At 73.7% G+C, this 25,389-nt stretch carries 22 protein-coding genes; 8 read left to right on the top strand and 14 right to left on the bottom strand.

Going from position 1 to position 25,389, the window contains the following annotated elements; all coding sequences use genetic code 11:
- Positions 1 to 79 precede the first annotated feature (79 nt).
- Positions 80 to 892, top strand: coding sequence for a hypothetical protein (locus ITJ40_RS10755; protein WP_194667071.1), 813 nt, complete (start codon positions 80 to 82; stop codon positions 890 to 892).
- Between the two features lie 187 nt (positions 893 to 1,079).
- Complete coding sequence (locus ITJ40_RS10750; protein WP_194667070.1) at positions 1,080 to 1,658, top strand: ANTAR domain-containing protein; 579 nt, start codon at positions 1,080 to 1,082, stop codon at positions 1,656 to 1,658.
- A gap of 39 nt (positions 1,659 to 1,697) precedes the next feature.
- Here ITJ40_RS10750 and ITJ40_RS10745 read toward each other — a convergent pair whose 3' ends face one another.
- Positions 1,698 to 2,687 (bottom strand): sigma-70 family RNA polymerase sigma factor, encoded by a 990-nt coding sequence (locus ITJ40_RS10745; protein ID WP_194667069.1) that lies wholly within the window; start codon positions 2,685 to 2,687, stop codon positions 1,698 to 1,700.
- 254 nt (positions 2,688 to 2,941) lie between these two features.
- On the opposite strand from ITJ40_RS10745, the gene ITJ40_RS10740 reads away from it, so the two are divergent.
- The gene (locus ITJ40_RS10740; RefSeq protein WP_194667068.1) at positions 2,942 to 4,474 is read left to right on the top strand and encodes an amino acid permease; all 1,533 of its coding nucleotides are present in this window, start codon (positions 2,942 to 2,944) and stop codon (positions 4,472 to 4,474) included.
- Positions 4,475 to 4,492: 18 nt separating this feature from the next.
- On the opposite strand, the gene ITJ40_RS10735 is transcribed toward ITJ40_RS10740, so the two are convergent.
- From ITJ40_RS10735 to ITJ40_RS10725, 3 genes are read right to left on the bottom strand one after another with little or no spacing between them, the layout of a single operon-like run.
- Positions 4,493 to 5,296: an Fpg/Nei family DNA glycosylase gene (locus ITJ40_RS10735; RefSeq protein WP_194667067.1), complete on the bottom strand. Its 804-nt coding sequence runs from the start codon at positions 5,294 to 5,296 to the stop codon at positions 4,493 to 4,495.
- Between the two features lie 27 nt (positions 5,297 to 5,323).
- Complete coding sequence (locus ITJ40_RS10730) at positions 5,324 to 10,144, bottom strand: DNA glycosylase AlkZ-like family protein (protein ID WP_194667066.1); 4,821 nt, start codon at positions 10,142 to 10,144, stop codon at positions 5,324 to 5,326.
- Between the two features lie 49 nt (positions 10,145 to 10,193).
- Positions 10,194 to 10,835 carry an alpha/beta fold hydrolase gene (locus tag ITJ40_RS10725; protein ID WP_194667065.1) on the bottom strand — a complete coding sequence of 214 codons (642 nt, stop codon included), beginning with the start codon at positions 10,833 to 10,835 and terminating at the stop codon, positions 10,194 to 10,196.
- A gap of 140 nt (positions 10,836 to 10,975) precedes the next feature.
- On the opposite strand from ITJ40_RS10725, the gene ITJ40_RS10720 reads away from it, so the two are divergent.
- Complete coding sequence (locus ITJ40_RS10720; RefSeq protein ID WP_012297862.1) at positions 10,976 to 11,530, top strand: NUDIX hydrolase family protein; 555 nt, start codon at positions 10,976 to 10,978, stop codon at positions 11,528 to 11,530.
- Positions 11,531 to 11,566: 36 nt separating this feature from the next.
- Here ITJ40_RS10720 and ITJ40_RS10715 read toward each other — a convergent pair whose 3' ends face one another.
- From ITJ40_RS10715 to ITJ40_RS10700, 4 genes are all read right to left on the bottom strand, one after another.
- Positions 11,567 to 12,190 carry a TetR/AcrR family transcriptional regulator gene (locus ITJ40_RS10715; protein ID WP_194667064.1) on the bottom strand — a complete coding sequence of 208 codons (624 nt, stop codon included), beginning with the start codon at positions 12,188 to 12,190 and terminating at the stop codon, positions 11,567 to 11,569.
- A gap of 202 nt (positions 12,191 to 12,392) precedes the next feature.
- Positions 12,393 to 13,940 (bottom strand): DEAD/DEAH box helicase, encoded by a 1,548-nt coding sequence (locus ITJ40_RS10710; RefSeq protein ID WP_194667063.1) that lies wholly within the window; start codon positions 13,938 to 13,940, stop codon positions 12,393 to 12,395.
- A gap of 236 nt (positions 13,941 to 14,176) precedes the next feature.
- Positions 14,177 to 14,824 (bottom strand): DUF1684 domain-containing protein, encoded by a 648-nt coding sequence (locus ITJ40_RS10705; protein WP_194667062.1) that lies wholly within the window; start codon positions 14,822 to 14,824, stop codon positions 14,177 to 14,179.
- 53 nt (positions 14,825 to 14,877) lie between these two features.
- Positions 14,878 to 15,417 (bottom strand): hypothetical protein, encoded by a 540-nt coding sequence (locus tag ITJ40_RS10700; RefSeq protein ID WP_194667061.1) that lies wholly within the window; start codon positions 15,415 to 15,417, stop codon positions 14,878 to 14,880.
- Between the two features lie 69 nt (positions 15,418 to 15,486).
- On the opposite strand from ITJ40_RS10700, the gene ITJ40_RS10695 reads away from it, so the two are divergent.
- From ITJ40_RS10695 to ITJ40_RS10685, 3 genes are all read left to right on the top strand, one after another.
- A complete protein-coding gene (locus ITJ40_RS10695) occupies positions 15,487 to 15,975 on the top strand; it encodes an EVE domain-containing protein (RefSeq protein ID WP_228512334.1) in 489 nt (162 codons plus the stop codon).
- Positions 15,972 to 16,562, top strand: coding sequence for a 2-phosphosulfolactate phosphatase (locus ITJ40_RS10690; RefSeq protein WP_194667060.1), 591 nt, complete (start codon positions 15,972 to 15,974; stop codon positions 16,560 to 16,562). The genes ITJ40_RS10695 and ITJ40_RS10690 overlap by 4 nt, the downstream gene beginning before the upstream one ends.
- Before the next feature lie 122 nt (positions 16,563 to 16,684).
- A complete protein-coding gene (locus ITJ40_RS10685) occupies positions 16,685 to 16,987 on the top strand; it encodes a DUF427 domain-containing protein (protein WP_194667059.1) in 303 nt (100 codons plus the stop codon).
- Positions 16,988 to 17,015: 28 nt separating this feature from the next.
- On the opposite strand, the gene ITJ40_RS10680 is transcribed toward ITJ40_RS10685, so the two are convergent.
- From ITJ40_RS10680 to ITJ40_RS10655, 6 genes are read right to left on the bottom strand one after another with little or no spacing between them, the layout of a single operon-like run.
- A complete protein-coding gene (locus tag ITJ40_RS10680) occupies positions 17,016 to 17,699 on the bottom strand; it encodes a CGNR zinc finger domain-containing protein (protein ID WP_194667058.1) in 684 nt (227 codons plus the stop codon).
- Positions 17,696 to 18,193, bottom strand: a complete 498-nt coding sequence (locus ITJ40_RS10675) for a SprT-like domain-containing protein (protein WP_194667057.1) — start codon at positions 18,191 to 18,193, stop codon at positions 17,696 to 17,698. The genes ITJ40_RS10680 and ITJ40_RS10675 overlap by 4 nt, the downstream gene beginning before the upstream one ends.
- A 36-nt stretch (positions 18,194 to 18,229) precedes the next feature.
- Positions 18,230 to 18,760: a hypothetical protein gene (locus tag ITJ40_RS10670; protein WP_043561078.1), complete on the bottom strand. Its 531-nt coding sequence runs from the start codon at positions 18,758 to 18,760 to the stop codon at positions 18,230 to 18,232.
- A 9-nt stretch (positions 18,761 to 18,769) separates the two neighbouring features.
- The gene (locus tag ITJ40_RS10665; RefSeq protein ID WP_194667056.1) at positions 18,770 to 19,954 is read right to left on the bottom strand and encodes a sorbosone dehydrogenase family protein; all 1,185 of its coding nucleotides are present in this window, start codon (positions 19,952 to 19,954) and stop codon (positions 18,770 to 18,772) included.
- Positions 19,955 to 20,000: 46 nt separating this feature from the next.
- Positions 20,001 to 20,858 (bottom strand): spermidine synthase, encoded by an 858-nt coding sequence (locus tag ITJ40_RS10660; protein ID WP_194667055.1) that lies wholly within the window; start codon positions 20,856 to 20,858, stop codon positions 20,001 to 20,003.
- Positions 20,859 to 20,911: 53 nt separating this feature from the next.
- Positions 20,912 to 21,580 (bottom strand): MBL fold metallo-hydrolase, encoded by a 669-nt coding sequence (locus ITJ40_RS10655; protein WP_194667054.1) that lies wholly within the window; start codon positions 21,578 to 21,580, stop codon positions 20,912 to 20,914.
- A 305-nt stretch (positions 21,581 to 21,885) separates the two neighbouring features.
- Between ITJ40_RS10655 and rpoB the strand changes: the two genes are divergently transcribed.
- Positions 21,886 to 25,374 (top strand): DNA-directed RNA polymerase subunit beta, encoded by a 3,489-nt coding sequence (gene rpoB / locus ITJ40_RS10650; protein WP_194667053.1) that lies wholly within the window; start codon positions 21,886 to 21,888, stop codon positions 25,372 to 25,374.
- The last annotated feature ends 15 nt before the right edge of the window (positions 25,375 to 25,389 follow it).

Below are 25,389 nucleotides of genomic sequence, written 5' to 3'. Positions count from 1 at the left end.
GCGCGCGACCCGCGATCCGCAGCTGGGCAGCCCGTGCGAATGCCTGGATTCCCTCGCCTACCGGAATTAGCGTCGGGGGATGAGGATCCGAATGCTCCCCCTGGTCCTGATCGCCTCGTCCGCGGTCGTCCTGACGTCGTGCACCGGCCCGGACGAGGGTGGACCCGTCCCGTTGCCGGTCCCCGAGTCCGTCGAGACGTCGCCCGCGGGCGACGTCGATGATGCCGACGCCCCGACCGCGGAGACCGCCCTCGTGGCCGCGTACCTCGACGCCGTCGCGGCCGGCGACGCCGACGCGGCGTGGGTCATGCTCACGCCCGAGGCGCAGGAGTCGGCCGGATCCCGGGAGTCGTACGTCGCCTCCTTCGGCCGCGCGGGCACCGTCTCCCCGGAGGGCGCCGAGCGCCTCCGCGCGGTGGAGCCCGTCACGGCCGAGGGTCCCGAGGGGGCGTTCACCCTCGTCTCCGCGGTGGACGGCGACGTGGCCGACGCCTGGATCGTGCGCGACACCGGCCAGGGGCTCCTGCTCGACGACCACGTCGTGCCCGCGACCGGCGCGACGCCCTACGAGTGGCGGAACCCGGCCGCCGGACCCGAGGGATCGGCCGACCCGGCACCCGCCGTCGACACCTCGCGCCGGATGTCCGTCGCCTTCGCCGCACCGGAGGGCGGCACCGAGGCCGGCGGGCTCGTCGGCTACCCGGACACGGCGTGGGCGTGGATCGACGGGACCGAGGTGCCGGTCGCGCTCGCCGCCGCGGGATCCGGTCGTCTGCTCGAGCTCGACACCTCCGCCTGGGTGGACGACGACGACGCTCCGGACGCGGTCACGCTCGTGTGGCAGGTCGGCGGCGACTCGCCTGCATGGCGCAGCACGACCGTCGCCGCCTGATCCGCCGGGCCCGCGTCGTCTGCGAACGGCTCCCCGTGAGTTCTCCTCCCAGATGCTTAGGGCGCAAACCCATGGTGCGATACTCGAACGGTCGAGCCGGGGCTCGGCGTCTCCCCGCGATGCGGCGGGTCGGGCACGCAGCCGCCCGAGGAGCCGCCGACGCCCCCTGATCGCAGCGGAGGACGGGATGGAGCAGCACCCGTCGGCCCTGCCCGCCCGCGTCGTCGCGGCATTCCACGCCGCCCCGAGTCGCGCAGCGGGCGTCGACCTCCTGCTGGCCGCGCTCCTCGACGCCTCGACCGCGACGGGCGCCGGCGTGATGCTGCCACGCGCGTCCGGCGTCGCGGTCACGGGGGAGAGCGGCGCCGTCCTCGGGGCGCTCCTCGCCGAGCCCGTCCCGCCCCTCGGCTCCCAGCTGCTGCTCGTCGCGCTGGACGACGCCGCCGACGCGCGCCCGGATGCGGGCGGCGCCGTCGCGCTGCACCGCGCGACCGGCGCGCTCGGCACGGCCGATCGCGCCGTGGCCGAGGAGGTCGCCGTCCACGCGCGCATCGCGCTCGCCGCCTGGGACGCGGCGGACGACCTGGCCGTCGGACTCGCATCCCGATCCGTCATCGGCCAGGCCCAGGGGATCCTGATGGAGCGGTTGTCGCTCGACGCCGACCGCGCGTTCCAGGTGCTCCGCCGCTACTCGCAGGACGGCAACGTCAAGCTCGTCGAGGTCGCGCGCCGCGTCGTGGAGACGGGCGCGCTGCCCGGCGCCTGAGCGGATCCGGCGCGCGCCTGCCCGTCGAGGCGGTGCGCCTCACGCCGTGCGGCGGTCGGCCTCCTGCACGCGGATCGGCGACACGGCGGCCAGCGGCGCCACCTCGGGCAGGGCGTCGGCCTCGCCGCGGGTCAGCTCCTGGCGCAGCGCCCCGAGGATCCGCGCGAGCAGCCGCGACACCTGCATCTGCGTCACGCCGAGCTCGGCCGCGATCTCGCTCTGGCTGCGCTCGTCGACGAAGCGCAGGTGCAGGATCCGCCGGTCGCGCTCGCTGAGCACCCCGCGCGCCGCGTCCAGCAGCACCGAGCGCTCGGCGCGCGCGTAGCCGGGGTCGTCGGCGCCGATCGTGTCCGCGAGGGAGATGCCCTCGTCCTCGTGCACCGTGAAGTCGAGCGACGCGGGCCGGAGGCTGGAGTGCGCCGCGAGCGCCTCGGCGACCTCCTCGCGCGCGTGCCCGGTGTGCGCGGCCAGTTCGGCGTCGGTGGGAGTGCGGCCGAGGCGCTGGGTGAGCGCGGGCACGACCGCGAGCAGGGCGTGCCGCAGCTCCTGGACCTGCCGCGGCGGGCGGATCACCCACCCGTTGTCGCGCAGGTGCCGCTTGATCTCGCCCGAGATGGTGGGGATCGCGAACGACACGAAGGGCGCGCCGAACCCCGGGTCGTAGCGGCGCGCGGCCTTCACGAGGCCGAGGTAGCCGACCTGGCGGAGGTCGCTCCAGTCGTGCGCGCGGCCCGAGTGCTGGCGCGCGAGCTGGTCGGCGAGCTCGAGGTGGTCGAGCACGATCTGGTCGTGCAGGCGGCGGCGCTCGGCCTCGCCCGCCGGATCCTCGGCTGCGGCGGCGGCGCGCACGAACCGCTCGTGGGTCACCCGGCGCTTCTCGTCGCGCGCCGCCGTGAGGTCGGGCGCGAGCGGGGTCGGGCGGGGGAGGTTCGTCGTGCGGGGGAGCGTCGCGGCGGATCCGCGGGAGACGGATCCGCGCGAGGTGGGCGGGGCGGCGGCGAGGGCGCGCGTGCGCAGCGTTGCGGTCACTCAGGACCTTCCGGACTCGTGTCGGACGCGGCACGCTGCTTGACCGCTCCTCCAGAGAAGCACTGCTCCTCATGCCTGCCTAGGTGCTCCGGTCGCTTCTCCTCGGCGCTTCTCCCGCTTCTCCGCGGACCGGGCGTGTCGGGCGCCCGCGCATCCGCACCAGGACGGAGCAGCGCCCCCGGATGGGGGCGCTGCTCGCCCGCCGGTAGGCTCGATCCCCGTTCCCCGAGCCGCCACCACTGAACGGACGCCCCATGAGCCTGTTCCGCACGAAGAGCATCGAGTCGTCGCTGGCCGACGCCGCGGGAGGCGAGCGCAGCCTCACCCGCTCCCTCGGCACCTGGGACCTCATGCTGATGGGCGTGGCCGTCGCGGTCGGCGCCGGCATCTTCTCCGTCGGCGCGAAGGCGGCAGGCAACTACGCGGGCCCGTCGGTGACGCTGGCGTTCGTGCTCGCCGCCGTCACGTGCGGCCTCGCGATCATGTGCTACGCCGAGTTCGCCTCCGCCGTGCCCGTCGCGGGCAGCGCGTACACGTTCACCTACGCGACCATGGGCGAGCTGCTCGCGTGGATCATCGGCTGGGACCTCATCCTCGAGATGCTCACGGCGGCCGCGGTCATCGCGAAGTGCTGGGGCATCTACCTGGAGTCGGCGCTCAAGCTCGCGGGGCTCGACATCCCGTCCACCATCACGGTCTTCGGCCTCGGGATCAGCTGGGGCGCCGTCCTCATCACCGCGATCTTCACCGTGCTGCTGGTGCTCGGCACCAAGCTGTCCAGCCGGGTCTCGAGCGTGTTCACCGTGCTCAAGGTCGCGGTCGTCCTGTTCGTGATCGTCGTGGGCGCCTTCTACGTGAAGGCCGAGAACTACTCGCCCTTCATCCCGCCGCAGCGCCCGGCCGAGGGGGCGTCCGCCGACGTCTGGACCCAGTCCCTCTTCTCCTGGGCGAGCGGCCAGGAGCCCACGCAGTACGGCCTCTACGGCCTGCTCGCCGGCGCATCGCTCGTCTTTTTCGCGTTCATCGGCTTCGACGTGGTCGCGACGAGCGCCGAGGAGGTGAAGGACCCGCAGCGGACCCTGCCGCGGGGGATCTTCGCGGGCCTCGCGGTCGTCACCGTGCTCTACGTGCTCGTGACCCTGGTGCTCACGGGCATGGTGCCGTACACGGTGCTCGCCGACGCCGAGGATCCGTCGCTCACGACCGCCTTCACCGCGGTCGGCGCCGGATGGGCGGCGCAGGTCATCTCCATCGGCACGCTGCTCGGGCTCACCACCGTGCTCATGGTGCTGCTGCTCGGCCTCGCCCGCGTGGTCTTCGCGATGAGCCGCGACGGCCTGCTGCCGCGTGGTCTCAGCCGCACGTCCGCCAAGCGCCGCACGCCCGTGCGCGTGCAGATCATCGCGGGCGTCGTCGTCGCGGCTCTCGCCGGGTTCACCGACGTGGGCGTGCTCGAGGAGATGATCAACATCGGCACGCTGTCCGCGTTCGTGCTCGTGAGCATCGGCGTGATCGTGCTGCGGAAGAAGCGCCCGGACATCCGCGCGTCGTTCCGCGTGCCGTTCATGCCCTGGCTGCCGATCCTCTCGGCCGTCCTCTGCGTCTGGCTGATGCTCAACCTCACGACGCTCACCTGGGTGCGCTTCGTCGTCTGGCTCGCGCTCGGCTTCGCGGTCTACTTCCTCTACGGACGCCGCCACTCGGTGGTCGGCCAGGAGGAGGCGCGGATCGCGGCGGGCGGCGCGCCCGCGCCCGAGCTGCCGTCGGCGTCGACGCCGCGGGACTGAGCCCCCGGTGCCCGCGCGTCAGGTCTGGCAGCGCGGGCACCAGTAGGTGACCCGGTCCTGCGCGCCCATGCCGGGGCGCACCGGATCGCCGAGCTGGCCCTGCTGGATGCGGGTGCCGCACCGCAGGCACGGCTTGCCCTTGCGGCCGTAGACCCAGTCGGTGCGGCCCCGGCGGAGGTCGCCCGTGGTGGTGCGCTCGATGCGGTCGCGGTTCGCGCGCATCGTGCGGCGCGCGAGCGCGATCATCGCCGGCAGGTCGGGCACCTCGCTGACCGGCCGCGTGGGCAGCACGCCGCGCAGGAAGCAGAGCTCGGCCCGGTAGACGTTGCCGATGCCGGCGGCGTTCCGCTGGTCGAGCAGCGCCAGGCCGATGGGCCGGTCGGGCTGCGCGGAGATGCGCCGCACGATCTCCTCGGCCGCCGCGTCGCCCCAGTCCGGCCCGAGGATGTCCGGCCCCAGGTGCCCGACGACCGTGTGCTCCTGGTCGCGCGGGATCACCTCGAGCACCCCGAGCGAGAACCCCACCGTGACGCGCTCCGCCGTCTCGAGCACGACGCGCGCCTCGAACGCCGGCCGCCGCCACGCGGTGCCGTGCTGGTAGATGTGCCAGGAGCCCTCCATCTTGAGATGGCTGTGGATCGTGAGGTCGCCGACGCGATGGAGGATGTGCTTCCCGACGCTCACCACCTCGTCGACCTCCCGGCCCGCGAGATCGAGCGTGGCGTACTTCGGCACCCGGAAGTCGCTGCGCGTGAGCACCTGGCCGCCGACGGCCTCGTGCAGGTGCGCGGCGGTGCGGTAGACGGTGTCGCCCTCAGGCATGGGCGGTTCCTGCCGCCGGGGCGCCGCTCACGACCGCATCCGCAGCCCGCGGGGCGTCGCCGAGAAGCCGTGCTCCTGGAGCGCGGTGCCGAGCGGCGTGCCGAGGATGAACGCGCCGTTCACCTTCTCGATCGCGAGCTTCGCCACCCCGCCGCGGCGGACGATACCGCCGAGCGACTCGGCCGCCGCGCGGATCACCGCCTCGTCGTCGTCGAAGAGCAGCACGGTCTTCCCGCCGCGCTCCACGTAGAGCACGAGCTCGCCGTCGACCAGGACCACGAGCGCGCCCGCCTTCCGGCCCGCGCGGTGCCCGGTGGGGCGTTCACCGCGCGCGTCGACGCTGCCGGACTCCGCGATCGCGGACGACGCGTGGCCGGCCGGATCCCCGGCGCCCGGCACACCGCCGTCGCTCCCGTCGGAGCCCGCCTCGGATCCGCCGCCCGACCCGTCGAGCCGCGGCCACGGCAGCGCCGCCCCGTACGCGTTGGCCGGATCCGTGGCCGCGAGGGTCAGCGCGACCAGCGGCCGTTCGCCCGTGTCCGGATCGCGCGTGAACCCGCGCAGCCGATCCACCGTGCCGCCCGTGGAGAACTGCGCCGCCCCCAGCGTCTCGATGAAGTACCCGCGTCGGGCGCGACCCGTGTCCTCGAACCCGGCGAGCACCTTGTAGGTGAGTGCGAAGCCGCCGGGCACGCGCTCGGTCATCACGGATCCGCGCGTGACCACGCCGTACCGCTCGAGCAGCAGCTCGGCCGTGGAGGCCGCGCGCACGGTCGCGTCGGTCTCGGCGAGCGGCACGATCGACCAGCGCCCGGCCGCGGTCGGCGGTCCCGTGCGCGTGGGCATGTCGGGCCGCGGCATGCGCCCGCCCCGGTACATCCGCCCGCGCGGCGCGCGCTGCGGCGTCTTGTGCGCCGTGGATCCGCCCGCGAGCAGCGACCGCAGCGGCGAGAGCGTGTCGTTCGTGACGAGGCCCGCCCACACGAGGTCCCACAGCGCGGTGACGAGCGCCGTGTCGTCCGTGGATCCGACGGCGTCGCTCAGCTGCCGGAAGAAGTAGCCGCCGCCCGTGCCGAGCGTGGTGAGGATCTCGCGCTGCAGCTCGTCGGTGTCGTGCGCGTCGGGCTCGGGCAGCGTGAGCGCGACCTGGTCGGCGAGGTGCAGGCTGACCCAGCCGTCGGCACCCGCGAGCGTGCCGGCCCCCGACCAGATGACCTCGCCCGTGGACGTGAGCTCGTCGAGGAAGGCGGGCGAGTAGTCGCGCACCCGGGCGGGCAGCACGAGCGTCTCCCACGCGGAGGCGGGCACGGGCGCGCCCGCGAGCTGCTCGATGACCTGCAGCACGCCGTCGACCCCGCGGAGCCCGCGCTCGCGTTCGGCGCCCGCCACGTGCTGCCACGCGGGGAGGAACCGCGCGTACGCGGCCCGCTCGACCGGCTCGACCTCGCTGCGGAGCGCCGCGAGCGACCGGCTGCGCAGGCGCCGCAGCACCTCGACGTCGCACCACTCGCTGCCCGAGGCGCCCGGCCGGAACTCGCCCTCGACCACGCGCCGCTGGGCGCCGAGCCGGGCGAGGGTGTCGGCGATGACGGCGGATCCGAGGCCGATGCCGGTGGCCGCGTCCGCGATGGTGAAGGGGCCGTGCGTGCGCGCGTACCGGCCGACGAGGTCGCCGAGCGGATCCGCCACGGGCTCGACGAACGCGAGCGGCGTGCCGATGGGCAGCGGCACCCCGAGGGCGTCGCGCAGGCGGCTCGCGTCCTCGATGGCGGCGACGCGCGGCTGCCCGCCGAACGAGACGCGCAGCGCGCGCTTGCCCGCGACGAGCGCGTCGAGGTGGTCGGCGGCGGACGAGGCCTCCTCGGGCTCGAGGCGCGCGGCGACCTCCTCAGCGTCGAGCGGCCCGAGGATGCGCAGCAGGTCGGCGACCCCCTCGAGCCCCTTCGCCCGGCGGTCCGGCGCGAGCCGTTGCAGCTCCAGCTCGGTGCGCGCGATGACCGCCGGATCCAGCAGCTCGCGCAGCTCCGCCCGCCCCAGCAGCTCGGACAGCAGCCCCGCGTCGAGCGAGAGCGCGGCGGCCCGACGCTCGGCGAGCGGGCTGTCGCCCTCGTACATGAACGCGCCGACGTAGCTGAACAGGAGGCTGCGCGCGAACGGCGACGCGTCCTCCGTGGTGGTCTCGACGATCCTGATGCGCCGCGCCTCGATGTCCTTCGCGAGCGACGTGAGCGCGGGCAGGTCGTAGACGTCCTGCAGCACCTCGCGCACGGTCTCGAGCACGATCGGGAACGCGGGGAACTTCCGCGCCACGTCGAGCAGCTGGGAGGCGCGCTGGCGCTGCTGCCAGAGCGGCGAGCGGCGGCCCGGGTTGTACCGCGGCAGCAGGAGCGCGCGGGCGGCGCACTCCCGGAAGCGCGACGCGAACAGGGCGGATCCGCCGACCTCGCGCGTGACGATGGCGTCGAGCTCGTCCGGCTCGAACACGAACAGGTCGGCCCCCGGCGGCTCGCCGTCGGTCTCGGGGATGCGGACGACGATGCCGTCGTCGTTGGCCATGGTCGCGCCGTCGATGCCGTACAGCTCGGTGACCCGCGCGCCCACCGCGAGCGCCCACGGCGCGTGCACCTGCATCCCGTAGGGGGAGTGCAGCACCACGCGCCAGTCGCCGAGCTCGTCGCGGAAGCGCTCGACCACGAGGGTGCGGTCGTTCGGCACGTGGCCGGTGGCCTTCTTCTGGTCGCCGAGGAACGCGAGCAGGTTGTTCACGGCGCGGTCGTCGAGGCCCACGCGGCCGGCGCGCGCCCGGGCGTCGTCGACCGCGGATCCGGACAGCTCCCGCACGAACGCCCCGATGGCGCGCCCCAGCTCCAGCGGCCGGCCGAGCCCGTCGCCCTTCCAGAACGGCAGCTTGCCGGGCTCGCCGAACGCCGGCGTGACGAGCACGCGGTCGTGCGTGATCTCCTGGATCCGCCAGCTCGTCGCCCCCAGCGCGAACACGTCCCCGACGCGCGACTCGTAGACCATCTCCTCGTCGAGCTCGCCCACGCGCGACGCCTTCTCGCCCACCATGAACACGCCGAAGAGGCCCCGGTCCGGGATGGTGCCGCCGGAGGTGACCGCGAGCCGCTGCGCGCCCGGCCGCCCCTCGATGGTGCCCTCGTCGCGGTCCCACACGATGCGGGGCCGCAGCTCCGCGAACTCGTCGGACGGGTAGCGGCCGCTCAGCAGGTCGAGCGTGGCCTCATACGCGGAGCGCGGCAGGGTCGCGAACGGCGCGCTCCGCCGGACGACGTCGAACCACTCCTCGACGCCCAGCGGCTCGAGCGCGACGGCCGCGACGGTCTGCTGCGCGAGCACGTCGAGCGGGTTCGCGGGCACGCGCAGCGACTCGATCTGCCCGCTCGCCATGCGCTCGGCGGCCACGGCCGAGTGGATGAGGTCGGCCCGGTGCTTGGGGAAGATGACGCCGCGCGAGACCTCGCCCACCTGGTGCCCGGCGCGGCCGACGCGCTGCAGCCCGCTCGCGACCGACGGCGGCGCCTCCACCTGCACGACGAGGTCGACGTCGCCCATGTCGATGCCGAGCTCGAGGCTGGAGGTGGCGACCACGCAGCGGAGACGGCCGGACTTCAGGTCGTCCTCGATGAGCGCGCGCTGCTCCTTCGAGACGGATCCGTGGTGCGCCTTCGCGAGCACCGGATCCGCGCCCTCCGTGCTCCCGGCCTGCGCCATGACCTCGGCGGGCGGACGTGCGGCGCTGCGGCGCGTGGCCGAGAAGGCGGTGGCGTCGACGGGCCGCGACGACCCGGATCCGGCCGCGGCGCCCGCGAGCACGGGCACGGCGTCGGCCGTCGCGGAACCCGCCGCGGACCCGCCCGCTACGGCGTTCCCCGCCGCGTCGATGCGCCCGTCCTCCATGCGCGTCGCGTAGATCTCGTTCAGCCGCGCCGTGAGCCGCTCCGCCAGCCGCCTGCTGTTCGTGAAGACGATGGACGACGTGTGCTGGAGCACGAGGTCGACGATGCCCTCCTCCACGTGCGGCCAGATGGATCCCTGCTGCGGCGCGTCCCCCTGCGCCGCCGAGCCCTCCAGCGGCGCTGTGGTGCCGAGCTCGGTCATGTCGTCGACCGGGACGATGACGCGCAGGTCGAACTCCTTGGTGTTCTTCGGCGACACGATGGTCACGGGCGAGCGCCCGCCGAGGAACCGCGCCACCTCCTCGGGCGGCCGCACGGTGGCCGACAGGCCGATCCGCTGCGCCGGCTTCTCCAGCAGCGCGTCGAGCCGCTCGAGCGAGAGCGCGAGGTGGCTGCCGCGCTTGGTGGCCGCGACCGCGTGCACCTCGTCGACGATGATCGTCTCGACCCCCGCGAGCGTCTCGCGCGCGGCGGACGTGAGCATGAGGAACAGCGACTCGGGCGTGGTGATGAGGATGTCCGGCGGCGTCTTCGCGAGCGAACGCCGATCGGCCGCCGGGGTGTCGCCGGAGCGCACGCCCACCGTGACCTCGGGCGGCTCGGCTCCCAGCCGCTTCGCCGTCTGCACGATGCCCACGAGCGGCGAGCGGAGGTTGCGCTCCACGTCGACCGCGAGCGCCTTGAGCGGCGAGATGTAGAGGACGCGCGTGCGGCGCATCGGATCCTCCGGCGCGGGCCGCGACGCGAGCCGGTCGATGGACCACAGGAACGCCGCGAGCGTCTTGCCGGACCCGGTGGGCGCCACGACGAGCGCGTGCGACCCCTTCTGCACGGCCTCCCACGCGCCCACCTGCGCCGCGGTGGGGCCGGGGAACGCGCCCTGGAACCACTCCCGGGTGGCCGGGGAGAAGCGCGCGAGGACGGGATCCATCTGCCCATCCTCCTCCGGACCCCCGACAACCGGCCGGGCCGGGCGGGCCTCAGCCCGCGTGCTCCCGGATGAACGCCGACACGTCCCGCAGCTCCGGCGCCGAGACCGAGTGCGGCAGGTCCTCGTAGATGCGCTCGGTGAGGGCGGTGTGGTCGCCGATCCAGGCGGCGGTGCGCGCGACGGCCTCGTCGGGGATCACCTGGTCGGCGGTGCCGCGCCCCCAGAAGACCGGCGTCGGCGCGGCCGCCAGCGCCGCGTCGCCCGCGTGCGCGCCGCGCACGGCGAACCCGCTGAGCTGCACCGCGTACGAGAACCGGCCGGGCGCGAGCCGCAGCAGCTGGAGCGCGGTCGCGCCGCCCTGGCTGAAGCCGAGGAGGCCCACCGACCGCGGCCGCACGGGCAGCGCGTCGAGCCAGTCGAGCACGCCCTGCGCGGCGGCGTCGGCGGCATCGGGATCCGGGTCGCCGGTGGATCCGGGCACGATCGGGAACCACGCGAACCCGCCCTGCAAGGGGAGAGGCGCCCGCAGCGACGCGACCACCGGCCCGAGCGGCAGGTACGGCGACAGCCCGAAGAGGTCGCCCTCGTGCGATCCGAAGCCGTGCAGCAGCACGAGCAGCGGCCGGTCGGCCAGCTCGGCGGAGGAGGCCGACCAGAGGACGGCGTCGGGATCCAGCGGGAGAGCGGTCACGGGTGTCCTCGTCGACGGGCCGGGCGGCGGCGGATGCGCGGACGCGGGGTCGTCCGGCGCGCCCATCCTCGCATCCGCCCCTGGCAGCCGGTCCGCGCGCCGGGTGGCCGCCGCGCTCCGGCCGTGGGTGACAATGGACCATGACCGTTCGCACCCCGGACCCGAACATCCCCGACCCGAACTCCGGCTGGCTGTCGGACGTGGAGCTCGCGCAGATCCGGCAGCGGCTGCCCCTCCTCTACGTGGAGGCCGTGCCCGTGCGGGTCGACGGCATGGGGCGGGTGAAGGACATCGGGGTGCTGCTGCGCGCCACGGTCACCGGGCAGATGACGCGCATGCTCGTCTCCGGCCGCGTCATGTACGGCGAGACCCTGCGCGACGCGCTCTTCCGCCACCTCGAGAAGGACCTGGGTCCGATGGCGTTCCCGCAGCTGCCCGCGAGCCCGACGCCCTTCTCGGTCGCCGAGTACTTCCCGTTCCCCGGCGCCAGCCCGTACACCGACGACCGGCAGCACGCCGTGTCGCTCGCGTACGTGGTGCCCGTGACGGGCACGTGCGATCCGCGCCAGGACGCCCTCGAGATCACGTGGATGACGCCCGAGGAGGCGGCCTCGGACGCGGTCTCGGCCGACATGGAGGGCGGCCGCGGCGCGCTCCTCCGCGCGGCCCTCGCCTCGGTGGGCGTCCTGCCGTAGGGGTCCCGACCGGCTCGCCGGTCCGGACGGCCCGGGTCAGACGGCCGCGGCCCGCTCCGCGAACTCCGGCGGCTCGAGGTAGTGCCGGCGGAGGTCCTCGAAGGCCTGGCTCGCGCCGGCCCCGACGCCGTAGCAGCGCTGCACGTGCAGGCCGTCCATGGCGGAGAGCACGACGGCGGCCGCGGCGGCCGGGTCGAGGTGGGGGTCGATGAGCCCGCGGGCCTGGTCGACGAGGACGCCCGACGTGATGCGCTCGAGCTCGCGGGCGCGGCGCTCGCGGAAGAGCTGGTGCAGCGGGTGGCCGGCGGCCGACGCCTCCGACGAGACGACGGCGATGACGCGCGTGAGGCAGGCGCTCTGCTCCCCGTCGGCGATGACCACGGCCGCGTGCTCCGCGACGCTGCGCGGGCGGTGCAGCTCGATGGCGGCGGCGAGGCGCTCCTCGCGGCGCTCGAGCACGGCGAGCAGCAGCTCCTCCTTGCCGCTGAAGTGGTGCAGCAGGCCGGCGGGCGTGATCTCCGCCCGGGACGCGATCTCGCGCAGCGAGCTGCTGCGGTATCCCTGCTCGGCGAACACCTCGATGGCGGTGCGGATGAGGAGCTCCCTGCGCTCCACGCCCTTGCGGTACGGGCCACGGGTGGCGAGGGCGGCGCGAGTCATTGGCTCACCGTAACCGGATGCCGCCGGGCGTCCGCCCGACCGTCCCCAGGCTCTGCCTCAGCTGTGGAGACTCGGGGCACGGACGCGTCGTCGTGTGTCTCTCCCGGCACGACGGAAGCCCCCGTCCGTGGACGACGGAGGGCCCCCGTCCGTGGACGGGGGCCCTCGATGCCAGGCCGGCGCGCGCTGGGCGCCGTGCGGTCTAGCGTCCGCTGGAGACGCGGCGGTGCGTGCGCGCACGACCGCCGGCCGCGGCGCCGCCGGACGCCGCGGGGCGCTCCTGACGGGGACGCGCGGGGGCGACGGACGAGCCGCCGCCGAAGCCCTCGGAGGAGGTGCTGAACGTGCGGGGCGTGCCGCCGCCGCGCTGTCCGCCCGAGGCGGCGCCGTCGCGGCGACCCGACGCGGCGCCGTCACGGCGACCGCCGCCGACGGGCGCGCCGTCGCGAGCCGCGCGCTTGCGCTGCGCGTTGGCGCCCTGCGAGCGTCCGCCGCCGTTCGCGCGGCCGCCCTGCGACTGGCGCTGGGTGGTCTCGCGGACCGACTTCGTCTCGCGCGGCGCGGGCTTCACGTACGCCGCGACGGCGCCCGTCAGCTCGGCCACGGCGGGGGAGGACTCGGTGACCTGCTGCGGCGTGACGTGGATGTCGGCCTTGCGCATCAGGAGCTGCACGTCCTTGCGCTGCGCCGGCAGCATGATCGTGACGACGTCGCCCGCGGAGCCCGCGCGCGCCGTGCGGCCCGAGCGGTGCAGGTACGCCTTGTGCTCGGCCGGCGGGTCGACGTGGATCACGAGCTCGATGTCATCGACGTGGACGCCGCGCGCCGCGACGTCGGTGGCCACGAGGACCTTGACGTCGCCCGCGGAGAACGCCGCGAGGTTGCGGTCGCGGGCCACCTGCGAGAGGTTGCCGTGCAGGTCCACCGACGGGATGCCCGCGTCGGTGAGCTGCTTCGCGAGCTTCTTGGCGTGGTGCTTGGTGCGCATGAAGAGGATGCGGCGGCCGGAGCCGGACGCGAGCTTCTGCACGAGGAGGCGCTTCGACTCGACGTCGGTCGTCTCGAACACGTGGTGCGTCATGGCGGCGACGGGCGAGTTCGCCTCGTCGACGGAGTGCAGCACCTGGTCGTGCAGGTAGCGGCGGACGAGCTTGTCCACGCCGTTGTCGAGCGTGGCCGAGAACAGCATGCGCTGGCCGGTGTTCGGGGTCTTGTCGAGGATCCGCGTGACGACGGGCAGGAAGCCCAGGTCGGCCATGTGGTCGGCCTCGTCGAGGACGGTGATCTCCACGGCGTCGAGGTTCACGAAGCCCTGCTTCATGAGGTCCTCGAGGCGGCCGGGGCAGGCCACGACCACGTCGACGCCGGCCTTGAGGGCCGCGACCTGGCGCTGCTGCGAGACGCCGCCGAAGATCGTGGTGGTGGTCAGGTTGTACGCCTCCGCGAGCGGCGCCATGGCGGCGGTGATCTGCGTGGCGAGCTCGCGGGTCGGCGCGAGGATGAGGCCGAGCGGGCGGCCCGGGCGGCGACGGCCGCCGGCGAGGCCGCCGCCGAGGCGCGCGATCATCGGGATGGCGAACGCCAGGGTCTTGCCGGAGCCCGTCTTGCCGCGGCCGAGCACGTCGCGGCCGTTCAGGGTGTCGGGGAGCGTGTCCACCTGGATGGGGAACGGCGTCGTGATGCCGTTCGCCGTGAGGGCGGAGACGAGGGGAGCGGGCACGCCGAGCGCGCCGAAGGTGTCAGTGGTCATGCGGGGGAGTTGCCTTCCAGGCAGGGGTCCGCCCCGGTGTGCGTTCTCGGGATGTGCGTGAGACGCACGGAAGCGGAGGATGGCGAAGGCGCCGATGGGCGCATCCGTTCGCCAAAAGAAAGATGTCACTCGACCCCGTCGGCCGGTGCGGCGATCTGATCGGGGCGAGGAGGGAACGCGTTCTCTCGACGCAGGGAGCACGATGATGTGCTCGCAAGTGGACCCACCATAGCAGGTCAGGCCGGGGAGAAGCCCATCTCGCCCACGGGGACCTCGAAGCCGAGCACGTTGCCGGCGGGCGCGAGGGGGCAGGCCCAGGCCGGGTCGTAGGCGCAGGACGGGTTGTAGGCGAAGTTGAGGTCGACGACGATCGAGCCCGGCGCGCCCGCTCCGAGGTCGGATCCCTTCACGGTGTCGAGCAGGTAGCGGCCGCCCCCGTAGGTGCCGCCCTCCCGCCGGTGCGACGCGTCCTTCACGGGCAGGTGCAGGCCGCCGCCGTAGCTCGCGAGGCGCCAGACGTCGAGGCTGCCGGCCTCGCGTCCGTCGGCGGCGGGCAGGTGCACGGATCCGAGCAGCTCGAACGGCACGACGCCGTCGGTGCCCGTCTCGACCTCGTGGCGCTCCTCGCCGCGGTCGTCGTGGATCTCCAGCTCGAACCGCCACGCCGGGTCGTAGTCCACGACCTCGAGCCGGTCGAAGTCCGCGCGGTGCTCGGGCAGGAGCGGCGTCGCCGGGTGGCTGCGGAACATGTCGTCGCGCGTGCGGCGCCAGAGCGCGTGCGCGGCCGCGGGATCCGTCCGCGCGACCCAGCGCACCTCCGCGTACATCTCGTGGGTGCGGCGGCGCCAGTCGGCGACGTGGAGGGCGGTGACGGCGGACGGCATGGGCCCACCGTACGCGTCGGGCGACGCGGGGCGCCGGGCGGTCCGGGCGGGCGTCAGGCGGCGGACACGCCCGCGTCGTCGTCGCGTGCGGCGGGCTGCGGGTCGTACGCCCACGTCGGCGCGAGCTGGCGCAGGCGGAACGCGCGCCACTGCCAGAACGCCCAGAAGGTCGGCCACATCGCGGGGCCGAGGAGGCCGGCCTCGAACTCGAGCTGGTCGCGGAAGAGCGTCTTCACGCGGCCGTCGGCGTCGGGACCAGCCGGATCCGCCGAGACGGCCATGCTGTGCCGCATGCTCGTGGGGATCGCCATGAGACCCGAGAGCCCGTGGCCGTCGTCGCGCACGATGCGCACGCCGTCGACGCGGGGCCTCATGTCCCGCAGGCGGATGCTCTGCCGCCCGGCCGTGAACGGCCCCGTCTGCATCGCCGCGACGTGCTCGCGGCCGTCCCAGCTCGTGGGGAAGCCGCCGTCCTGCAGCGGCACGAAGTCGACGAGCGGGCCCGCGACCTCCCGCATCACGGTGGGCGAGTGGAGCGCGCGCCAGGCGGCGTCGGGATCGCAGTCGAGGATGGTCTTCAGCAGCACGCGCATGCCCCCAGTGTGCTCCGCCCGGCTGGGCGCGCCCGGCGGCCGGCCGCCGTGGGACAGGATGGGACGGACATGATCAGGTACTGGGTGGGCGTCGTCTCGCGCGACCGCGTGCTCGACGGCCTGGACCTCGGCATCGCGCAGGTCAACCGCGGCGCCCGCGAGCCGGTCGAGCGGCTGGGCGAGGCGGACGGCTTCGTCTACTACTCGCCGCGCGAGTCGTACCCCGACGGACCGCTCCTGCGCTCCTTCACCGCCATCGGCCGGGTCGCCGACGCCGCGCCGTACCAGGGCCGCGTGGGCGAGTGGCGGCCGTGGCGACGGCGGATGGACTGGGACCTCGGCGCGGTCGACGCGCCCATCCGCCCCCTCGTGCCCGTGCTCGACTTCACCCGCGACTCCCTCGAGTGGGGCAGGAAGCTCGCGCCGGGGCTCCTCGAGATCACGCGCGACGACTTCGAGGTGATCCGCCAGGCCATGCGCCGTGGGGCGCCCGAGCCGTCGCGCCGCGTCATCCGCGGAGGATCCGGCCCGTGGGCGCCCGTAGCATCTCCATCGTGACCTCCTCCGCTGACGCCGCACACCCCGACCCGTCGACGCAGGCCCGCTACCAGGTCCGGTTCGACGGCGGCGTGGCCGGCGCCCGCCGCATCGCCGCCGGGGCCGACGTCATCGTCTGGGTCGACGCCCTGCCCTCCGTCCCGCCGCCCACGGCCGCCCGCCGCGACGAGGTCCTCGCGAGCATGCCGGCCCGGCCCGCCGTGGTGAGCGCCGGCCTCGCGGACGCCCCGGCCGTCGCCGACTGGATCCTCGCCCTCCAGACCGCCCTCGGCCGCCGCGCGTACGTCGCCGTCGTCGCCGCCGGCACGGTCGAGGCCGACGGATCCTGGCGCGCGGGCGCCGAGGACCAGCTCGCCGCGGGCGCCGTGGTCGACGCGCTCGCCGCGCTCGGGATCGACGCGACGTCGCCCGAGGCCGCCGTCGCGTGCGCCGCGTACCAGCAGCTCCGGCCGGCCGTCGGGCACCTGATCACCGCGAGCGTCGCCGCGCGCCGGCTCGACGCCGCGGGCCACGACGGCCTGGTGGCCGAGGCGCTCGCCGCGGGCCCGGCCGACGTCGTCGTGCACCGCCTCCACCGCGACGCCTGAGGCCGCGCGCGGGCCGCGGCATCCGCGTGACGTCCTCTCGGAATGGGCACCCAGGAGCGCGTGTTCCCCTGGGCATCAGGCGCCGCCCCCGTGACGACGCCACGCAACCGGAAGGTCATCACATGAAGGCAGTCATCAACGGCGTCACCGTCGCCGAGGCCCCGAAGGACGAGCTCATCGAGATCGAGGGCAACTGGTACTTCCCGCCCGCCAGCGTCGACATGTCGCTGCTCGCCGAGACCGCCACGCCGTACCACTGCCCGTGGAAGGGCGACACGCAGTACTTCTCCGTCAAGGACGGCGACACCGTGCTGCAGGACCGCGCGTGGTCGTACCCGACGCCCATCCCGTCGTCGTTCGACCGCGTGGGCAAGGACTACAGCGGCTACGTCGCGTTCTGGAAGGAGGTCCGCGTCGGCGAGTGACGCGGATCCGCAGGCACGGCCCGGGGGCTCAGGCTCCCGGGCCGTCGTCGTCCGCGGGGGCGGACGCGAGCGCGGGACGCACGGGCGCCACCCGCGCCGGGATTCCCGTCCGCCGCTCCCGCAGCTGCCTGGCCCGGTGGGCGCGCACCTTGGCGCGGTTGCCGCAGCGGCGCATGGAGCACCAGCGCCGCGTGCCCGAGCGCGTGGTGTCGAGGTACAGCACGGTGCAGTCGTCGGCCGAGCAGCGGTGGATCCGCTCGGATCCGGCCCCGAACACCGCCACCGCGTCGCGCGCCGCCGACGCGAGCGCCTGCGCGGGCCGGGCGAGCGCGCGGCCGGCCTGGCGGGATCCGCCGCCGAGCGTCGGCGGGAGGTCGGGCGTCGCCGCGTAGAGGTTGAGGACGTCGATGTCGCGCGGCGCGGGCTCGCCGCCGTCGGCGATGGCCGCCGCGATGTCGCCGATCGCCTGCCGGAGCGTGCGGGCGTCCGCGAGGTCGCGCTCGCCCGGCTCCGACACGGGCGCGAGGTGCTCGCTCAGCCACGCGCCGAGGGCGGCCGCGTCGGGCAGCGCCTCGCGCGGCTCCGGATCCCCCAGCGCGCCCGTGTAGGCGAGGTCGAGGCTCACGGCTCCCGTGTCGAGGAACCAGCGCAGCCCGTCGGGGTCGGTGATCCACTGGCCCGTCGGCCGCTCGGATCCCGGCGCCCGGCTCACGCGGCGCCCTCGCGCCGAGCAGCGGCCGGGGCGGCCCCCGACGGCACCTCGCGCTTCGTCCACGCGATGAGGTGCGCCGCGTCGAACCGCTTCGAGCACAGCCCGCAGGCGAGCGGCCGGGTCGGCTTCCGGTAGCGGAAGTGGGCGTGGCCCGCCGGGCAGGCGCCCACCCAGGGCGCGAGCTCCTCGGCGACGGCGCCCGAGTGCAGCCGCGACCCCTCGTAGCCGAGCTCGGCGGCCGTCGCCTTCCACCTCGGGCCGTGGCCCGCGCGGGATCCGGCGAGCGCGTGCGCGACCTCGTGCAGCAGCACCTGGTGGATCTCGTCGTCCTCGAACCGGCCCGCCAGGTGCCGCGAGACGGTGATCCGCCTGTCGCCGTAGTGGCAGGCGCCCGCGCGCGTGCGGGCGTGGTCGAACGCGAAGGTCCACGACGGGTCGAGGTGGAGCGCGATCAGGGCCTCGGCCCAGATCCGCACCCGGGCGAGGTCAGCCACGGTCGGCCGTCCGGTGCCGGGGTCGGGGGGAGCCCATCACGCGGGCTGGGCGGCGATGCGCTCCTTGGCGACGTCGATCGCGAGCGCCGAGCTCTCCAGCTGGTCGCTCGGCAGGCCCTCGCGGGTGCGGAGCGTGTACGCGTCCTCGAAGTCGGAGAGCGCGAGGCGGTAGTCGCCCCGGTCGAAGTGCACCTTGCCGCGGTGCTGGAGCGCGAACGCCTCCAGCGCGTACCACTCGTGAGCGCGGGCCTCGTCGACGCAGCCGCCGAGGTCCTGCAGCGCGATGTCGAGCTTGCCCTGGTACTGCTGCACCTGCGCGCGGCGGATGCGGCACGCGAGCAGCGTCTCCCGGTCGCCCGTGAAGCGCGCCTGGCGGACGGCCGCGTTCGCCATGTCCCAGGCCTCGTCGAGCCGGCCCAGCATGCGCAGCAGCGCGACCTTCTCGGTGATGGCGGAGAGGCTCCTGAGGGCCTCCAGCTCGTCCAGCCGCTCGCCGGCCGCCCGCAGGTCCACCTTCTCCCGGAGGGTGTCCCTGTCGTAGCCGATGATGATCGCGGTGCCTGTCACAGGACGAGATTATCCCGCCTGGATCGGCATGAGCTCGACGCGGAGCAGCTGGTCGTCGCCGGCGCGCGGCGTCCCGCGGCCGTCGGTGTTGCCGGTGAGCATGCGCAGCGAGCCGTCGGGCGCCGCCTGCACGTCGCGGATCCGCCCGAACTCGCGCGTGTAGAACTCGGTCACGCGGTCGTCGGGGATCGGGTCGGTGACCACCGCGCCCGGCCGGATCACCCAGAGGCGCTGGCCGCCGAGGCCGGCCATGAAGATCGTGTCGCCGGTGATCGCGATGCCGCTCGGGCTCGCGTCGTCGGTGGCCCACTGGCGGACCGGGTCGATGTACGCGTCGTCGGCGGGGTCGTCCGTCGCGCCCTCCACGACCGGCCAGCCGTAGTTCCCGCCGGGCTCGATGAGGTTCAGCTCGTCCCACGTGTCCTGGCCGAACTCCGCCGCCCAGAGGTTCCCCGCCGCGTCCCACGCGATCCCCTGCGGGTTGCGGTGTCCCATCGAGTACACGGGCGATCCCGGCGTCGGGTTGTCCGCCGGTCCCTGCCCGTCGGGCGTGAGGCGGAGGATCTTGCCCGCGAGCGAGATCGGATCCTGCGCGGCGTCGCGGAGGTTGGCGTCGCCGGTGGTCGCGTAGAGCATGCCGTCGGGGCCGAACGCGATGCGGCCGCCGTCGTGGGTGGTGTCGCGGGGGATCCCCGTCACGATGTCCTCGGCCGCGCTGAGCCCGAGCGACCCCGGCCCGCCCGTCACGTCCATGCGCACGATGCGGTTGTCGGTGGAGCTCGTGAAGTACGCGTAGAGCTGCGTGCCGCCGTCCAGCACGCGCACCGCGATCCCGAGCAGCCCGCCCTCGCCCTGCGGCCCCACGCCCGCGATCGTGCCGGCGACCCGCGCCGTCCCGTCGGCCAGCACCTCCACGATGCGCGAGGTGTCGCGCTCGCTGACGAGGAGGGATCCCGACGGCAGCTCGGCGATGGACCACGGCGACACGAGGTCGGATGCGAGCGCGGTCGGCGTGCCGGACGGCGCGACGCCGGCCGGGTCCGCGTCCGTGCTGGTGGGGGAGGGCGCGGGTGGCTCCGTGGCCCGCACGTCCACGGGCGCGCCGTCGTCGGTGGTGCAGCCCGTCAGCGCGACGAGGGCGGCGAATGCGACGGCGGCGACGCGCGCCGGGCGGGTGCGGGAGCGGCGGTTCATGGTGACTCCGGTGGATCGGCGGGCGTCGATGCCCGGGGGAGCCCGGTCAGGGCTTCGTCTGGAAGATGCTGCGGGCGGGGGAGGGGGACGGGACGGCGGTCGCGTCGGTGACGACGGAGGCGCCCGCGATGAAGTCGGCGAGCTCGCGGCCCTCGACGACCTTGGCGGGATGGGGACCGCCCGCGAGCAGGCGGGGCACGAAGTCGAGCGGCAGCGGGGTGGCGGACGCGGCGAACACGACGTTGCCGAACCGCCGTCCCTTGAGCACCTGCGTCTCGGCGAGCGCGGCCACGTGCGGCAGCACGTCCTGGATGGTCGCGGCCTGGCCGCGGGCGAACCGGAGGCCGTGCCCGTCGGCGACGTTGACCGTCATGATCCCGCCGGGCGCGAGGAACGCGGCGGCCTCCGCGTAGAAGTCGCGGCTCGTGATGTGGGCGGGCGTGCGGGCGCCGCTGAAGACGTCCACCACGACGAGGTCGACGGATCCGCGGAGCCCCTGCGGCAGCCGCCCCATGACCTCGCGCGCGTCCCCGTAGCGCAGCCGGATGGAGGCCTTCCGCGACCACGGCAGGTGCTCGCGCACCAGCTCCACGAGGTCCTGCTCGAGCTCGATGACCTGCTGGCGGGATCCGGGCCGGGTCGCCTCGACGTACCGCGGGATGGTGAGCGCGCCGGCGCCGAGGTGCAGCGCGGTCACGGGCTGGCCCGGGTCGCCGATCAGGTCGATGACGTGGCCCATGCGCTGCACGTACTCGAAGAACAGCTCGCCCGGGTCGTCCATGTTGACGTGGGACTGGGGCGTCCCGTCGACCACGAGCTGGTAGGCGCCCGGGACGAACCGGTCGGGCTCGATGACGGCCCGGTGCCCGCTCAGGGACAGGACGGTCGACGGGTGCTCGGGCATCTCCTCAGCCTAGGCGCCCACCTCGCGCGCGGTCGGGGTGGGCGGCCGACCCGTCACCAGCCGCGCGTGCGCCAGGCGGCCAGGGATCCGCGTTCCGCGCCGAGCGTCGTCGAGTCGCCGTGGCCGGGGTGCACGTGCGCGTCGTCGGGGAAGCGGGCGAAGATCCGCTCCTCGACGTCGTCCATCAGCTGCCGGAACCGGTCGGCGTCGCCCTGCGTGCTCCCCACGCCGCCCGGGAAGAGCGAGTCGCCCGTGAACAGGTGCGTGCTCCCGTCGCCCGGCTCGAGGACGAGCGCGACGCTCCCCGGGGTGTGCCCGCGGAGCGCGACGACCTCGAGCGTCACGCCGCCGACCGCCACCTCGTCGCCGTGCGCGAGGCGCCGGTCGGCGTCGACGGGCAGGTCGGCCGCGTCCGCGTCGCCGACGGCGGACGACGCGTCGGTCGCGTCGGACACGGCCGCGAGCGCGCCGTGGTGGTCCGCGTGGCCGTGGGTGGTGACCACGACGGCGAGGCGGCCCACGGGACCGGGCTCCGCCACGAGCGCCAGCAGGCGGTCGACGTCGGCCGCGGCGTCGACGAGCAGGCGCTCGCCGGAGTCGAGGTCGGTGAGGAGGTAGGCGTCGTTGTCCATGGGCCCGACGGAGGCCTTCCGGATCTCCACGTCGCCCGCCACGTGCACGTGCGAGGGGCCGCCGGGGGACACGTGCCAGGGTGCGCTCATGCCCCGACGCTACGCGGACGAAGGGTCCGCGCGGCAGGGCAGCCGGACGTTATACACCGAGACACGCCGAGGATGCAAGATTCCGCTGGACATGGCGCGTCGCGACCCGTATGGTGATCCTTTGCGCTCCCACTCCCTTTTGCCTTCATATTGCGGTCGGTCATCGTGTGCGCTCGGGTCCATCCCGAGCCCATCCCGCGAGGTGTGGCGAGCAACTCCATCAGGATCGGCACGGGTCACGTCCCGGGTCGGTCTCGGCGTATCGACGACATCGGAGCCCGACGGGGCCCACGGAGGTAATTTCCTTGGCTGCTGCGCGCAACGCAACTCCCACTCCCCAGAACGGTCGCGACGCATCGCGGCTCTCGTTCGCGAAGATCACTGACACCCTCACCGTCCCCGACCTGCTCGCCCTGCAGACCGAGAGCTTCGACTGGCTCGTCGGCTCGGACGTCTGGAAGCGGCGCGTCGAGGAGGGCACCAAGCAGGGTCGCACCGACCTGGCGCTCAACTCGGGCCTCGAGGAGATCTTCGAGGAGATCTCCCCCATCGAGGACCTGGGCGAGACCATGCAGCTCGGGTTCACCAACCCGTACCTCGAGGAGCAGAAGTACTCCATCGACGAGTGCAAGGAACGCGGCAAGACCTACTCCGCTCCGCTCTACGTCGAGGCCGAGTTCATGAACCACCTCACGGGTGAGATCAAGACCCAGACGGTCTTCATGGGCGACTTCCCCCTCATGACGGAGAAGGGGACGTTCATCATCAACGGCACCGAGCGTGTCGTCGTGTCCCAGCTCGTCCGCTCGCCCGGCGTGTACTTCGAGCGCCAGCAGGAGAAGACCTCCGACAAGGACATCTACTCCGCCCGCGTCATCCCGTCTCGCGGCGCCTGGCTCGAGTTCGAGATCGACAAGCGCGACCAGGTCGGCGTGCGCATCGACCGCAAGCGCAAGCAGTCGGTCACCGTGTTCCTCAAGGCCCTCGGCCTCACGAGCGAGCAGATCCTCGAGGAGTTCAAGGGCGTCGCGTCCATCGAGCTCACGCTCGAGAAGGACTCCATCCTCACCAAGGAGGAGGCCCTCAAGGACATCTACCGGAAGCTCCGTCCCGGCGAGCAGGTCGCCGCCGAGGCCGCCCGCGCGCTGCTCGACAACTTCTACTTCAACCCGAAGCGCTACGACCTCGCGAAGGTGGGTCGCTACAAGATCAACCGCAAGCTCGGCATCGACAAGCAGCTCACCGACTCGGTGCTGACGGTCGAGGACATCCTCGCGACCATCAAGTACCTCGTCTCGCTGCACGCGAACGAGACCAAGATGAACGGCACGCGCGACGGCAAGCCCGTCGAGCTGCGTCTCGACGTGGACGACATCGACCACTTCGGCAACCGCCGCATCCGCGCGGTCGGCGAGCTCATCCAGAACCAGGTGCGCACCGGCCTCTCCCGCATGGAGCGCGTCGTCCGCGAGCGCATGACCACGCAGGACATCGAGGCCATCACGCCGCAGACCCTGATCAACGTGCGCCCCGTCGTCGCCGCGATCAAGGAGTTCTTCGGCACGAGCCAGCTGTCGCAGTTCATGGACCAGAACAACCCGCTCGCGGGTCTCACACACAAGCGCCGCCTGTCGGCGCTCGGCCCGGGTGGTCTGTCCCGTGAGCGCGCCGGCGTCGAGGTCCGCGACGTCCACCCGTCGCACTACGGCCGCATGTGCCCCATCGAGACCCCTGAGGGCCCGAACATCGGCCTGATCGGCTCGCTGGCGTCGTTCGCCCGCATCAACTCGTTCGGCTTCATCGAGACCCCGTACCGTCGCGTCGTCGACGGCGTGGTCACGGACACGATCGACTACCTCACGGCCAGCGAGGAGGACGAGTTCCTCGTCGCCCAGGCCAACGCGCCCCTCACGAAGGACTTCCGCTTCGCGGAGGACCGCGTCCTCGTCCGCCCCAAGGGCGGTGAGGTGGAGCTCGTCGCGAAGGAGAACGTCCACTACATGGACGTCTCCCCGCGCCAGATGGTGTCGGTCGCGACCTCGCTCATCCCCTTCCTCGAGCACGACGACGCGAACCGGGCCCTCATGGGCGCGAACATGCAGCGTCAGGCCGTCCCGCTGCTGCGCAGCGAGAGCCCGCTCGTCGGCACCGGCATGGAGGGCTACGCGGCGATCGACGCCGGCGACGTCCTCACCGCCGATGCGTCGGGCGTCGTGCAGGAGGTGTCGGCCGAGGTCGTCACCATCCAGCTCGACGAGGGCGGCACGCAGACCTACTACCTGCGCAAGTTCGACCGCTCCAACCAGGGCACGAGCTACAACCACCGCGTCCTGGTCTCGGCCGGCGACCGCATCGAGGCCGGCGAGGTCATCGCCGACGGCCCCGCCACGGAGAACGGCGAGCTCGCGCTCGGCAAGAACCTGCTCGTCGCGTTCATGCCGTGGGAGGGCCACAACTTCGAGGACGCGATCATCCTGAGCCAGAACCTGGTCAAGGACGACACCCTCTCCTCCATCCACATCGAGGAGTACGAGGTCGACGCGCGCGACACCAAGCTCGGCAAGGAGGAGATCACCCGCGACCTCCCCAACGTCAGCCCGGAGCTGCTCGCCGACCTCGACGAGCGCGGAATCATCCGCATCGGCGCCGAGGTCCGCCCCGGCGACATCCTCGTGGGCAAGGTCACGCCGAAGGGCGAGACCGAGCTCAGCGCCGAGGAGCGCCTGCTGCGCGCGATCTTCAACGAGAAGAGCCGCGAGGTCCGCGACACGTCCCTGAAGGTGCCCCACGGCGAGCAGGGCACGATCATCGGCGTCAAGGTCTTCGACTCGCAGGACGGCGACGACGAGCTCGGCTCGGGCGTCAACCAGCGCGTCGTGGTGTTCATCGCGCAGAAGCGCAAGATCACCGAGGGCGACAAGCTCGCCGGCCGTCACGGCAACAAGGGCGTCATCTCCAAGATCCTGCCGGTCGAGGACATGCCGTTCCTCGCCGACGGGACCCCGGTGGACGTCATCCTCAACCCGCTCGGCATCCCCGGCCGCATGAACTTCGGCCAGGTCCTGGAGACCCACCTCGGGTGGATCGCCAAGCAGGGCTGGGAGGTCGAGGGCAAGCCGAAGTGGGCCGAGCGCCTGCCGGACCACGCGCGCCAGGCCCCGGCCGGCACGAAGGTCGCCACCCCGGTGTTCGACGGAGCGCTCGAGGAGGAGATCGCCGGCCTGCTCGACTCGACGACGGTCACCCGCGACGGCGACCGCCTCATCGGATCCAGCGGCAAGACGCGCCTGTTCGACGGCCGCTCCGGCGAGCCGTTCCCCGAGCCCGTCTCGGTCGGCTACATGTACATCCTGAAGCTGCACCACCTGGTGGACGACAAGATCCACGCGCGCTCGACGGGTCCCTACTCGATGATCACGCAGCAGCCCCTGGGCGGTAAGGCCCAGTTCGGCGGCCAGCGGTTCGGCGAGATGGAGGTCTGGGCGCTCGAGGCCTACGGCGCCGCGTACGCGCTGCAGGAGCTCCTCACCATCAAGTCGGACGACATCCTCGGCCGCGTGAAGGTGTACGAGGCCATCGTCAAGGGCGAGAACATCCAGGAACCGGGTATCCCCGAGTCCTTCAAGGTCCTGATCAAGGAGATGCAGTCCCTCTGCCTGAACGTCGAGGTCCTCTCGGCGGACGGCCAGGCGGTCAGCCTGCGCGACACGGATGACGAGGTCTTCCGCGCGGCGGAGGAGCTCGGCATCAACATCTCCACCCGCTTCGAGTCGTCCAGCATCGACGACATCTAAGCCCGCTCAAGACTT

The organism is Clavibacter sp. VKM Ac-2872, assembly GCF_015351105.1.
In the GTDB taxonomy this organism is placed as follows: domain Bacteria; phylum Actinomycetota; class Actinomycetes; order Actinomycetales; family Microbacteriaceae; genus Clavibacter.
This window is presented reverse-complemented; position numbering and strand designations above follow the sequence as displayed.

Bases quoted from the DNA above. Each gene is read 5' to 3' on its own strand.
- ITJ40_RS10755 (WP_194667071.1), top strand. From the start codon at position 80: ATGAGGATCCGAATGCTCCCCCTGGTCCTGATCGCCTCGTCCGCGGTC.
- ITJ40_RS10750 (WP_194667070.1), top strand. From the start codon at position 1,080: ATGGAGCAGCACCCGTCGGCCCTGCCCGCCCGCGTCGTCGCGGCATTC.
- ITJ40_RS10740 (WP_194667068.1), top strand. From the start codon at position 2,942: ATGAGCCTGTTCCGCACGAAGAGCATCGAGTCGTCGCTGGCCGACGCC.
- ITJ40_RS10735 (WP_194667067.1), bottom strand. From the start codon at position 5,296: ATGCCTGAGGGCGACACCGTCTACCGCACCGCCGCGCACCTGCACGAG.
- ITJ40_RS10730 (WP_194667066.1), bottom strand. From the start codon at position 10,144: ATGGATCCCGTCCTCGCGCGCTTCTCCCCGGCCACCCGGGAGTGGTTC.
- ITJ40_RS10720 (WP_012297862.1), top strand. From the start codon at position 10,976: ATGACCGTTCGCACCCCGGACCCGAACATCCCCGACCCGAACTCCGGC.
- ITJ40_RS10715 (WP_194667064.1), bottom strand. From the start codon at position 12,190: ATGACTCGCGCCGCCCTCGCCACCCGTGGCCCGTACCGCAAGGGCGTG.
- ITJ40_RS10710 (WP_194667063.1), bottom strand. From the start codon at position 13,940: ATGACCACTGACACCTTCGGCGCGCTCGGCGTGCCCGCTCCCCTCGTC.
- ITJ40_RS10705 (WP_194667062.1), bottom strand. From the start codon at position 14,824: ATGCCGTCCGCCGTCACCGCCCTCCACGTCGCCGACTGGCGCCGCCGC.
- ITJ40_RS10700 (WP_194667061.1), bottom strand. From the start codon at position 15,417: ATGCGCGTGCTGCTGAAGACCATCCTCGACTGCGATCCCGACGCCGCC.
- ITJ40_RS10695 (WP_228512334.1), top strand. From the start codon at position 15,487: ATGATCAGGTACTGGGTGGGCGTCGTCTCGCGCGACCGCGTGCTCGAC.
- ITJ40_RS10685 (WP_194667059.1), top strand. From the start codon at position 16,685: ATGAAGGCAGTCATCAACGGCGTCACCGTCGCCGAGGCCCCGAAGGAC.
- ITJ40_RS10665 (WP_194667056.1), bottom strand. From the start codon at position 19,954: ATGAACCGCCGCTCCCGCACCCGCCCGGCGCGCGTCGCCGCCGTCGCA.
- ITJ40_RS10660 (WP_194667055.1), bottom strand. From the start codon at position 20,858: ATGCCCGAGCACCCGTCGACCGTCCTGTCCCTGAGCGGGCACCGGGCC.
- ITJ40_RS10655 (WP_194667054.1), bottom strand. From the start codon at position 21,580: ATGAGCGCACCCTGGCACGTGTCCCCCGGCGGCCCCTCGCACGTGCAC.